At 45.6% G+C, this 12,020-nt stretch carries 9 protein-coding genes; 6 read left to right on the top strand and 3 right to left on the bottom strand.

Features of this window, described 5'->3' with window-relative positions; all coding sequences use genetic code 11:
- The coding region (locus tag V5298_RS06875; protein WP_332930729.1) for a response regulator transcription factor at nucleotides 1-515 on the bottom strand (515 nt) is incomplete at its 3' end.
- A 1-nt stretch (nucleotide 516) separates the two neighbouring features.
- Nucleotides 517-1,542, bottom strand: coding sequence for a sensor histidine kinase (locus V5298_RS06880; RefSeq protein ID WP_332930730.1), 1,026 nt, complete (start codon nucleotides 1,540-1,542; stop codon nucleotides 517-519).
- A 335-nt stretch (nucleotides 1,543-1,877) separates the two neighbouring features.
- Here V5298_RS06880 and V5298_RS06885 point away from each other — a divergent pair, with 335 nt between their 5' ends.
- The 4 genes from V5298_RS06885 (at nucleotide 1,878) to cfa (ending at nucleotide 7,353) form a co-directional block, all read left to right on the top strand.
- The gene (locus V5298_RS06885) at nucleotides 1,878-3,371 is read left to right on the top strand and encodes a carbon starvation protein A (RefSeq protein ID WP_332930731.1); all 1,494 of its coding nucleotides are present in this window, start codon (nucleotides 1,878-1,880) and stop codon (nucleotides 3,369-3,371) included.
- Between the two features lie 122 nt (nucleotides 3,372-3,493).
- The gene (locus tag V5298_RS06890; RefSeq protein WP_332930732.1) at nucleotides 3,494-5,182 is read left to right on the top strand and encodes a sensor histidine kinase; all 1,689 of its coding nucleotides are present in this window, start codon (nucleotides 3,494-3,496) and stop codon (nucleotides 5,180-5,182) included.
- 15 nt (nucleotides 5,183-5,197) lie between these two features.
- Nucleotides 5,198-5,920, top strand: coding sequence for a two-component system response regulator BtsR (gene btsR / locus V5298_RS06895; protein WP_332930733.1), 723 nt, complete (start codon nucleotides 5,198-5,200; stop codon nucleotides 5,918-5,920).
- 215 nt (nucleotides 5,921-6,135) lie between these two features.
- A complete protein-coding gene (gene cfa, locus V5298_RS06900) occupies nucleotides 6,136-7,353 on the top strand; it encodes a cyclopropane fatty acyl phospholipid synthase (protein ID WP_332930734.1) in 1,218 nt (405 codons plus the stop codon).
- Nucleotides 7,354-7,410: 57 nt separating this feature from the next.
- On the opposite strand, the gene V5298_RS06905 is transcribed toward cfa, so the two are convergent.
- Nucleotides 7,411-8,652 (bottom strand): phage tail sheath family protein, encoded by a 1,242-nt coding sequence (locus V5298_RS06905; protein WP_332930735.1) that lies wholly within the window; start codon nucleotides 8,650-8,652, stop codon nucleotides 7,411-7,413.
- 499 nt (nucleotides 8,653-9,151) lie between these two features.
- On the opposite strand from V5298_RS06905, the gene V5298_RS06910 reads away from it, so the two are divergent.
- Together V5298_RS06910 and V5298_RS06915 are read left to right on the top strand one after the other, a co-directional pair.
- Nucleotides 9,152-11,032 carry a CocE/NonD family hydrolase gene (locus tag V5298_RS06910; protein WP_332930736.1) on the top strand — a complete coding sequence of 627 codons (1,881 nt, stop codon included), beginning with the start codon at nucleotides 9,152-9,154 and terminating at the stop codon, nucleotides 11,030-11,032.
- Between the two features lie 364 nt (nucleotides 11,033-11,396).
- Nucleotides 11,397-12,020, top strand: a 624-nt coding sequence (locus V5298_RS06915) for a patatin family protein (protein WP_332930737.1), incomplete at its 3' end; no start/stop codon positions are given.

Consider the following 12,020-nt stretch of genomic DNA (forward strand, 5'->3'; position numbering starts at 1 on the left):
AACAATGCATTCGGCTTACTCATTAAATAGCGCAGCAATAAAAATTCCTTTTTGGTCAAAGACACTCGCGTGTTTTTGTGCCAAGCTGCATGTTCTTCCGTGTTGAGCTCTATATCCCCACATCGCAAAATGGGCGAATAGGTTTTAGGAACACTTAAATCTCGTAATAAAACCCTTATCCTTGCTATCAATTCCTTAATACCAAAGGGTTTGCTCAGATAGTCATTTGCCCCCGCGTTGAGAAGCCGTACTTTCTCATCTTCTTCATCACGTGCAGTCAGCACCAAAACCGGTATTTGAGAATAGCTTCTAAGTTGTGAGAGCAACCAGCTTCCGTCCTTGTCTGGAAGCCCGAGATCCAGAATAACCAGCGCTGGCTCCTGCTCACGAACCACTCTCAGCCCGTCAAGGGCATTAAGGGCAGAAACATAATCAAATCCTTCGGCGGCTAATGATATTTTCATGAAACGCTGAATTTGCATTTCGTCATCAATGACAAGAATTCGCGGCTTCATATTACTCGTTCCCAACACTGGGCAGAGATATACGAACAGTACATCCTTTCGTACTGGGCAATATTGAAATACGACCGTGGTGGGCTTCTATAATCCCTTTTGCAACCGTTAACCCAATTCCTGAGCCTCCATAGCCTGAATCACCTGTTCTGGTCGAGAAAAAAAGAGCAAATACCGCCTCCTTTTGGTCCCCCCCAATTCCCGGCCCTTCGTCCACTACATCCAAATGCACCAAGCTATCTTCAACAGCAAAACGTAACATAACCGAACACTCACTAGGCGAATACCTCAGCGCGTTATCGACTACGTTGTAAATGGCTTGTTCCAGTAGATAACCACTTGCCGTGATATTCGGTATCATATCGGCTTGTTCAATCGTAATACGTTCATTTTCAAATCGTTTAATGACATTATTGACTAACGGAAGTAGCGCCTGATTTACGCTATTGAGCTTGATACCCTGATGCAGCTTAGTCGCCTGGAGCAGGTTTTCAATATAGCGATGCAGTCGATGGCTTTCCTCCAATGCGCCCTGAAGTAACTCTTCTCTTTCTTGGGCAGGCAACCTGTGCTGATACTCTTTAAGCGTACCTAATGAACCTATAATCGTTGACAACGGGGTACGTAAATCATGGGACACCGACATTAAAATACTGGCTCTCAATTCTGCCCTTTCTAACGCTTCTTGCTTCGCTTTGTAAAATTCAGCCATAAATCCAGTTAGTACCGCTACAATTAGAAAAATAGACAAATTAACGATGTCATGTACGTTCGCCATATGCAGTGAGAAGCGTGGTATGGTAAAAAAATAATTGAAAATTAAGCCACTTAGAACTCCTGCAAAGATGGCACTTTGCTTATTACCAAGTAGAGCAGTAATAACTACAGCCAGTTGAAGAATTAGCAATGTGCCTTGTGTGGGCAAAAACCAAGCGTCCAAGGCAAAGGAAAAAATTGCAGCTGTGCACACGATCAGTAACGCAAATGCAAAAGGTGCTTTTCGTATGAGGGCGGGGATATTTTTCAACGGTTTTTACTTCGCTGCTCGTTTGCCTTTTCGTGAGAATCACTTTAGCAAACCTATGGGGTGATGAAGCATAAAATTTGCGTAAAATTTTTGCGTGTACATTGTGTTTCCGTTAGATGGTCACTCAGCACTATCTTGATAAATCAGAGAGCAGCCAATATCACACTCGGATCCAAAACCCTTTCCCTGTGCCTTTCTATTTGCCACTTAAAATTACCGCTTAATTTGCTATACGACCACTTAGTTATTTTTAAAATGCATATATTCTTTCAAGTCGTTAACCTAATTCAAACATTTACACTCTTACCATTTACAAACAATAAGGATTACAACCTGTGATATTGTTTTTAATTTGTGTAGCAGCGCTTATTGCTGGCTATGTTATTTATGGCGCCTTTGTAGAAAAGATCTTCGGTATTACTCCGGCTCGCCCTACGCCGGCACATAGCCAGGCTGATGGCGTGGACTTTGTGCCTATGTCTACCCCTAAGGTTTACCTGGTACAATTACTTAATATTGCGGGCGTTGGTCCTATTTTTGGTCCAATTATGGGGGCGCTGTATGGTCCAGCGGCAATGTTATGGATTGTGCTTGGCTGCATATTTGCGGGCGCAGTTCATGATTATTTCTCTGGTATGTTATCGGTTCGCAATAAGGGGGAGTCGGTGCCAAGTCTTTCCGGCCGCTATTTAGGTCGGGGCGCCAAGCACTTTATGAACCTATTTGCCATTGTCTTGTTATTGCTTGTGGGTGTGGTTTTTGTTTCTGCCCCAGCTGGCATGATCACTAATTTAGTTAACGATCAAACATCCTGGCATGTTGAAGTCGGTACAATGGTTGCGATTATTTTCGCTTACTATGTATTGGCAACAATCGTCCCTGTGGATAAGGTGATTGGCCGTTTCTATCCTTTCTTCGGTGCATTACTTATTTTTATGTCCGTTGGACTGCTAGCCGCTGCGTTCTTTTCCGACAATCATTCCATTCTCAGTCAGTTCTCCGCTAGCGACATGTTTTCCAATCTAAATCCGAATGATATGCCCCTTTGGCCAGCATTATTTATCACTATCGCCTGCGGTGCAATTTCAGGTTTCCATGCCACCCAGTCTCCTTTAATGGCCCGGTGTATGGAAAACGAAAAGAATGGACGCTTCGTCTTCTTCGGCGCAATGATTGGCGAAGGGGTAATTGCATTAATTTGGTGTGCCATTGCCCTTTCCTTCTTCGATAACCTCGATGGCCTATCTGCTGCAATAAAAGATGGTGGCCCTGGTAACGTGGTTTATACGGCATCATTTGGTTTGTTGGGTGTGTTTGGTGGCATACTCGCCTTCTTAGGCGTGGTGATCCTACCTATCACCTCAGGCGATACGGCATTTCGTTCCAGTCGTTTGATTCTGGCTGAATACTTTAACGTGGGTCAGAAGACTATTCGTAACCGTATACTGATGGCTGCCCCCCTATTTGTTTTAGGGGCGATTCTGACCCAAGTCGATTTCGGTGTAATCTGGCGCTACTTTGGCTTCGCCAACCAAGCCACCGCCGTCATGATGTTGTGGACAGCATCGGCTTATCTGCTTCGCCATAATAAATTGCATTGGATCACCACCATCCCTGCGGTATTTATGACTGCGGTCTGTGTCACCTTCATTTTAAATAACGCGACCCTCGGCTTTGGACTCGACATGCAGATCTCAACCATAGTCGGTGTTATCGCTTCGCTAGCAACCATGGTATATGTTATCCGTATATCAAAAGGAAAAGGGGAAGCGCCCCTTACACCCATTTCGGTTGAAGCAAACGACACCGTTCAACCGGTGGACGCTTAATTGACGTAATTAGCTTGTGATCAGTCGCCCAATAGGGCGGCTTTTTCATTTTTGCCAAACAGAATCAGTTATAATTCATTTCATCGCCACTCAATACCCAATAGAGCTAATCCAGTAACGCCATGGAACTGATACTTTCTTTACTACAACAAATGTGTGTTTACCTCGTATTAGCCTATTTGCTGAGCAAAACCCCGTTATTCCTTCCTATTTTGAGTAACGCTTCCCATCGAAAGCATCGCTATCTTGTTTACTTTGTTTTTTCTTCTTTTTGTATTCTTGGTACGTATTTTGGCCTTCAAATCGGTGATGCCATCGCCAACACGAGAGCCATAGGCGCGGTATTAGGCGGCGTTTTAGGCGGCCCTGTCGTCGGCTTTGCCGTGGGCTTAACGGGAGGTCTACACCGTTATTCATTAGGTGGATTTACTGATGTCGCCTGCGCGGTTTCCACCACTGTCGAAGGTGTCATCGGTGGTATAATGCATATTTACTTTGTGCGGAAAAATCAGCGATTATCTCTGTTTAATCCTTTTTATGTGGGTATTGTCACTTTCGTCGCGGAGTTGTCACAAATGGCGATTTTGCTCACTCTCGCCACCCCATTCGAAAAATCCTACGCACTCGTCGGTGACATTGCCGCTCCCATGATCATTGCCAATTCCGTTGGTGCCGCATTATTTATTAGTATTCTCTCCGATAAAAAAACCATATTCGAAAAATATTCTGCGACCTTTTCTAAACGTGCCCTATCTATTGCCGATCGCTCTGTGGGCCTTCTTTATTCGGGATTTAATCATGAAAACGCGGAAAAAGTGGCCCGCATCGTATATGAAGAAACCAACGTGGCGGCCGTAGCCATTACCGACAGAGAAAAAATTCTAGCCTTTATTGGCATGGGGGGTGATCACCACCTACCCAATACGCCCATATCCTCAGGCAGCACATTAAAATCCATCCACAATAATAAAATTGTCCATCTTGATGGTGCCGATAAGCCCTATCAATGCTCGTTAGATAAACACTGCCCATTGGGGTCGGTGGTCATTATTCCTCTGCACTCGGGATCAGAAGTGGTGGGAACCATTAAGCTTTATGAACCGAAAAGAAAATTTCTTTCAACCATTACCATGTCAATGGCTGAAGGGATCGCCCAATTATTATCCAGCCAAATTGTTTACGGTGCCTATCTACAGCAACAAGATCTCCTAGTACAATCAGAAATTAAGTTACTTCAAGCGCAAGTAAACCCTCACTTTCTATTTAATGCGCTTAACACGATAAGTGCGATTATTCGCCGTGATCCCGATAAAGCCCGGGCGCTGATCCTCAACTTATCCCAGTTTTTTCGCATTAATTTAAAGCAGAATATGGCACTGGTGAGTCTCAAAGAAGAGCTTCAGCACGTCAACGCTTACTTATCCATAGAGAAAGCCCGTTTTGCTGAAAGGTTAGCCATTGAGATAAAATGTGATGCGTCAGCAGAATCCGTCCTGTTACCGAGTTTTACCTTGCAACCACTCGTCGAAAATGCGATTAAACATGGTATTGCACAGCAACTGGAGGGGGGCAAGCTATGTATCAAAGCCAGCTGCACTGGCGATAAACTTCGCATTATTGTTGAAGACGATGCAGGTTTATATCAACACCCAACACAGAAGCATTCAGGGTTAGGCATGGATATTGTGGATAAGCGTTTACTTCACCAATTTGGCCCTAAGGCAGGATTAGTGGTTGAATGCCATAAAAACCAATTCACTCGGATGTCATTTTCTATTCCCAGGCATCTTCACAATCACTTTGTAGACTGAAGTCGAGGTTAGGTTATGCTCAGCGCCATTGTTATTGATGATGAACCGTTAGCTCGCGAGGAGCTGTGCGAGCTGCTCGCTGAAACCTCAGTCATTGAAGTACTGGGGCAGGCAGCAAATGCCATCGAGGGGCTGGATCTCATTGAACAACATCAACCCGATATCCTTTTTCTCGACATAGAAATGCCGCAAATATCCGGGTTAGAGCTGCTGGCTATGCTTGATGTGGACACCATGCCCTACGTTGTGCTCGTTACCGCCTTTGAGCAATACGCCATACAAGCCTTTGAAGATAACGCCTTCGATTATATCCTCAAACCCGTTGAACCTGCTCGTCTTAACAAAACCATTACCCGGCTGCAAAAACGTTCGCAGCCACAAGCCGCGCTAGAGACAATAACACCTGCGACATTAACCCATATTCCCTGCTCGGGGCATCAACGGGTGTTAATTATTCCTGAAGCAGAAATCGAGATGGCCTTTAGCGATCTAGCCGGTGTTCACATCAAAACCTCACGACAACAGGCAGACACCCAGTTAACCCTCAAAACCTTAGAACAAAAAACCTCATTGGTGCGCTGCCATCGTCAATATCTTGTGCGCATGAGCGCTATTTCAGAGATCAAATTACTGGATAATGGCCTTGGGACAATATTCACCCATAGCGGAGAAACAATTCCAGTGAGTCGTCGATACCTAAAAAAACTCAAAGAATCATTTCACTTAAATAGACAATGAGATTGCACCCAAAATCACGTTTAAACAATTTAGTGGCAATTTTTAAGATTATCCCGCCACGTTCACCGATTTACCAACAAAAAGCAGGTTGATAGGATTCATTAATAAGTTTAATAGTTTTTTTGGCTTAGACTTCGCCTTTCAAAAGCGTATTATTTTCATAGTGTTCCCGATTTATACAAAACACTATGCTCAGTATGATGAGGAGGTAATGAATGGGCGTCACCCGCGAACAACTCAACGACTCTAGCAACACATCATCAATCAATGATAAGCCTGTAACCAATCACCTATCCGCAAGGGAATTTACGCCACGCTCTTCTGTAGAACAATGGATAAATCAACAGCTAGCAAAGGCAGGTATTGCAGTCAATGGCCCAAACCCTTGGGATCCTCAGGTTCATAACACCGCATTGTGGAACCGCGTACTACGACAGGGTTCATTAGGATTAGGTGACGCTTATGTCGATGGTTGGTGGGACTGTGAACAACTCGATGAGTTTATTTCTCGCGCCATTAGTGCCCAGTTAGATGAGAAAATAACCGGGCGCTGGATGATGTTTCGGCACTGGTTAGCGGCAACCTTCATGAATCGACAGTCAGAAAAACGCGCTTATCAAGTGGGTGAGCAACATTACGATGCAGGTAATGATCTTTACCAAGCCATGCTTGATCCTACCATGAGTTACTCCTGTGGTTACTGGCATCAAGCAGAGGATCTTCACCAAGCACAGCTCAACAAACTGCGTTTAATCTGCGAAAAGGCCCAGCTTCAACAAGGCGAATCTGTACTGGAAATTGGCTGTGGATGGGGCAGCTTTGCTGAACTGGCGGCAACAGAATACGGTGTTAACGTAACGGGCATTACCATCTCCAAAGAGCAAAAGAAACTCGCCGATGAGCGCTGTAAAGGCCTCCCGGTGGACATTGCCCTTCAAGACTACCGTACACTTAAAGGCCAATACGACAAATTAGTATCCATCGGTATGTTTGAACACGTCGGCCCCAAAAACTATCGCACCTATATGAGGGCAGCTCATGGCTTAATGAAAGACGAGGGCATCTTTGTTTTGCATACTATCGGCAAGGCAAGAGCGTCGCTAGGCACCGATCCCTGGATCGACAAGTACATTTTCCCGAATGGGGTCATTCCTACCCTCACCCAAATCAGTGATGCGGTAGAGCCCTACTTCGTTATTGAAGATGTGCATAACTTCGGACCTGATTACGACACCACACTGATGGCGTGGCATGATAATTTTGTTGCCGCCTGGCCTGAGTTAAAAGCTCAGTACAGCGAGCGCTTTTATCGTATGTGGGTGTATTATTTAAGAGTGTGTGCTGGGGCATTTCGTAGTCGCTCATTACAGCTCTATCAAGTTGTACTAAGAAAACAATCCGGCCGTTTACCTCGCTACCAGAGCCTACGTTGAAGGTAAATCACTTCCGCCTATCGAGGCCCGCGGTTGATGCGTTCGCCAATGCAAATGTCAGGGAGTTGCGGTGTTAAGTTGCAAGCGCAAAGTCACAAACTCTGCGGGCTTGAGTGGCGCAAAGCCCACCAGCAGCACAAGCTGGTGATTATCCAAGTCGGTTTGACTCATGGTCTCACCATATCCACAGTGAACAAAAAAACCATCGTCAGCCTTTTGCCCCGCAAATGCGCCGGCTTGAAACAAATCACGTAAAAAGGCAGACACACTGTCCGTCACTGCCTGCCATAACGGCTGGTTGTTTGGCTCAAATACGACCCATTGCAACCCCTTTAACAAGCTTTGCTCAATAAACATGGCCATGCGACGCACGGCGATATATCGCCACTGAGGTTCTGCGTCTGTGGCTAAGGTTCGCGCGCCCCACACCACAAACCCCAAGCCAGGATAACTACGCAAACAATTCACACCACATGGGTTTAAATTCGCTAAGACATCCTCTGTAACGGCATACTGCAAATCATTGACAGCAAGCTGTGTGTTTGCCCCCGCAGGCGCTTTCCACACACCGTGTAAGGTATCGGTTTTCGCCCATATTGCCGCTGCTAATGCCGAAGGGGGAATAGCAAGGGTGCGGCTGGCTTTGGCATTCGTCACTGGGTGATAAAAGGGGTTATCCACTTCAACCCAAGGGTAGTACATCACCGAATAACTGGAACGAGGTAGTGCCAGCGCTTCAATATCTTCGGTGGTTTTCAATGGCGTATCCAAAGGAGGATCCACCAGCAACATACAGTGCTTGGCGGCTTCACAACAGGCAAGTGTGTCACGAACAACCTCGTTTGCGATGTTTTCAGCTAGCCAAGGCAAATCTGGCAATACCAGCACAGAAACCTCAGGATGGTGTCGCAATAACGTGGTGCAAAAGTCACTGTACTCCCTGGCACGAAGATCCGCTGAATTGGCCATCGTGAATTGCTTTTTTAACGCCGAGGAAAGCCTGACGGAATGGGAATGACTCACCAGTGGGCAGATGTAAGCCTCTTTGCCACCATTTTGATAAAAAGCGCGCACCGCCAGCGCCATGTGATCCCCCTCGTCACTCACACCACTAGGGTGAGAAAGATCGCCAAATTCACTGATGTAATCCTTCCAGCTGCCAATAAGTCGTGGTTGGTTACCTGATCCCCGAAAGGTACTGCCCACAAAGGCAACGAGTGAGGTAGGCGTCCCTTGAATATTTTTGTTACCACTGGACACTTCCTTAATATAAACGCCAGGTTGTCGATAACGAGGCATGGGCATTCTCCCTTAGATTGATTCACAATAAATCACATTGCCGCCGGTGGAGTATAGGAAACGGACAGAAAGTTATACCGTGAAAATCCCATCTCATCCCTTTCACAAGGCTAGTTCACATCGGCTGACTTTGCTAACAAACGGCCCACAGCTCTGGATATCCATGGGGATTGGCTCTTCTACTGAGAGTAAAGACGTTAATGTTGATTGAGGATAGGTTTTTCATTGCAGCTTGATGTATACCTAGCCAAGGGCCTTGGTGGCAATTTTATTGGTATTTTTCATGTCTACCATCGACTTAGCGGGCTGTTTATCTGGATGTCACTTTTAGTGACGGCCTTAATTGTTCGCCATTTTGGCCCTTAATTTTGCTATGCTGTTACCACGGCAGTTTGAACAATCGAGTTAAATTTACTGTGCCTCATAAGCTGCCGAAGCTACCGTTTTATTGAGACCAGAACAGAGTGTTTTGCGTCTCTGATCATGAAAGGAAATTTTAATGAATAAGAAAACCCTACTAGGGTTCATTGTGGTCTGTTACAGCCTGATGCTATCAGCATTTGCCCACGCCGCAGCGCCTAACGAAAACGATAAAAGAGCCGAATATATCCGCTCACATTACGCGAAATATGAATATCAAATTCCCATGCGTGATGGGGTGAAGTTATTTACTTCTGTGTACATTCCTTACGACAAGTCAACAAAATATCCCATTATGATGCAACGCACGCCTTATCGCGTTGCGCCTTATGGTGCAGATAAATATAAAACCAAACTCGGGCCCAGTGAGATTTTCGAAAAAGAAGGGTTTATTTTCGTATTCCAGGATGTCCGTGGCAAATTTATGTCTGAAGGCGAGTATGTGAATATGCGCCCTCAAAACGCAGGAGACAAAGGTGGCGATGCAGTTGATGATGCTACAGACACCTATGACACCATCGATTGGTTAGTGAACAATGTGCCAAATAACAACGGCAAAGTGGGAATGTGGGGCACCTCCTACCCGGGCTATTATACCTCGGTAGCGGCCATCAATAGCCACAAAGCACTGAAAGCCATTTCACCTCAAGCCCCCATCGCCAATTGGTTTTATGATGATTTCCATCGTAACGGTGCCTTTTCTACCCCAATGGCGTTTATTTTCTTTGATACCTTTGACAAACAACGGGGAGGACAGTTCGCGTATTGGCCTGAGGGCATGAAATCCACAACCCCTGACGGCTATGAGTTTTTCCGAAAACTAGGCCCACTGAGTAACGTAAACAAAAACTACTTTAAGGGTGAAAGACCTTTTTGGAACGAATTAACAGAACATCCAAACTATGATGAATATTGGCAGGCTCGTAATCTGTTGCCTCATTTAACCAATGTTAAACCGGCCACCTTAGTGGTAGGTGGCTGGTATGACACCGAAGATCTATATGGCCCATTAGCCACTTATCAAACCATGTCCAAAAAGAACAAGAAAGACAATATTCACCTTGTTATGGGGCCTTGGTATCACGGCCAGTGGAATGCCAAAGATGGCAGTAAAATGGGCGAAGCCCAGTTCGGTTTTAACACCAGTGAGTGGTTCCAAGAACGGGTACTATTACCGTTTTTCAAGCATAACCTTAAGGGCGAAAAAGCCCAGCCTTTAGCCACGGCCACTATGTTTGAAACCGGTGCTAATCGCTGGCGTGAATTTGATACCTGGCCGCCTAAGCAAGGCAAAGACGTTGTGCTGTATCTGGGTGCAGATGAAACCCTTTCAGAAAGTAAAGAAGCTAAAGGGGGATCAAGCGATTATATCAGCGATCCGAATAAACCCGTTCCTCACTCAGATAAAGTCAGTCGCGGTTGGGATAGACCTTACATGGCAGAAGATCAACGTTTTACCGCCAGACGCACTGATGTCTTGGTTTTTAATGGCGAGGTAGCAACAGAAGACCAAACCATTGCCGGTGCCATCGACATCAACCTTTGGGTCTCTACAGATCAAAGCGCGGCTGACTTTGTGGTGAAGTTGGTGGATGTATTTCCAGGCTTAGACGAGTCGACCAATAAAGTGGACAAAGAAACCGGCAACCGTCATGAATTGGTACGTTGGGGGATTATTCGTGGACGCTACAGAAACAGCATGAGCACCCCCGAACCCTTTGAGCCGAATAAACCCACCTTGGTGACGTTTGAATTATACGATGTTTTACACACCATTAAACGTGGCCATCGGTTACAAGTTCAAGTACAAAGCAGTATGTTTCCGTTCATGGATATGAACCCGCAAAAATATGTCGACAACATATTTAACGCCACAGAAGACGACTTCGTTAAGGCACTGCATAAGGTATATCATAGCGAACAATACCCCAGTTCAATTCATTTCAAAGTGATTGACTAACTCTTCAGTGACCTGTTGAGTTGTTTAAACAGCAAAGAGAAAACCTTCTCTTTGCTGCTTCTTATTCAAACGCTCTCGACACTATTGCAAAATCGCCTACGCAAGTCGCCTAGTCGAGGCTTACCGAAGCAATGTCCATTCCCCGTTTATCGCCTTCAAAAGCCAATGGATACCATGCTCGCTTCAACTTCGCCAGGGACATACGCATTCTTTAGCCCCATTATTTCTCGCCACAAGGTCGCCACTTTTTTATTTGACGTATTTTCCTATCAGCGTGATTAACTCTTTGAATTTTCCAGTGTCCTTTGATCTCGTTACACTTTGACCAAGTAGTCAATAATTAAGTGGTCAGAAGAGGTTTATCATGTTGTCTAAGCAGTCTGCGACCGAGTCATCCATTCGCGTTAAGTCACCTGGCAAACAAAGGGGCAAAGTGGCATTGGTTGCAGAAGGTGGCGGTCAGCGAGGCATATTTACTGCCGGTGTATTAGATGTGTGGCTTGAACAAGGACACGACCCTTTTGACATCCTTATTGGTACCTCCGCCGGCTCCCAAAATCTAACCAGCTATGTGGCGCGCCAAAAAGGCTATGCGAAACGTCTTATTCGCGGTTTAACCCGGCACAAACGCTTTTTCCAGATGGGCAGAGGTTTAGTGGGTAAACACATTGTTGATCTGGATTGGTATTTTGAGAAAACCCAGGAAGCCAACCGCCTGCTGGATCTCGACGTTGCCAAGCAAAATGTCAGTGGCAGAGAAATTCTGTTTACGGCCACCAATGCCCGTGACAGAAAAGCCTACTACCTAAATCCCATGAAAAGTGAACACAACTGGGTCGACCTGATTAAAGCCTCTAGCGCCCTGCCATTGCTGTATAAGCAAGGTGTCAAATTAACCACTAAGGTTGCCTCACAACAAGCAGCCAATACCGATTTTTATTTAGACGGCGGACTGGCTGCACCTTTACCGGTGACAGAAGCGTACAAG

This window comes from Alteromonas sp. 14N.309.X.WAT.G.H12, assembly GCF_036697315.1.
Classification (GTDB): Bacteria; Pseudomonadota; Gammaproteobacteria; order Enterobacterales; family Alteromonadaceae; genus Alteromonas.

What these genes read in the sequence shown, in the direction of transcription:
- V5298_RS06890 (WP_332930732.1), top strand. Translation starts at nt 3,494, where the DNA reads ATGGAACTGATACTTTCTTTACTACAACAAATGTGTGTTTACCTCGTA.
- btsR (WP_332930733.1), top strand. Translation starts at nt 5,198, where the DNA reads ATGCTCAGCGCCATTGTTATTGATGATGAACCGTTAGCTCGCGAGGAG.
- cfa (WP_332930734.1), top strand. Translation starts at nt 6,136, where the DNA reads ATGGGCGTCACCCGCGAACAACTCAACGACTCTAGCAACACATCATCA.
- V5298_RS06905 (WP_332930735.1), bottom strand. Translation starts at nt 8,652, where the DNA reads ATGCCTCGTTATCGACAACCTGGCGTTTATATTAAGGAAGTGTCCAGT.
- V5298_RS06910 (WP_332930736.1), top strand. Translation starts at nt 9,152, where the DNA reads ATGAATAAGAAAACCCTACTAGGGTTCATTGTGGTCTGTTACAGCCTG.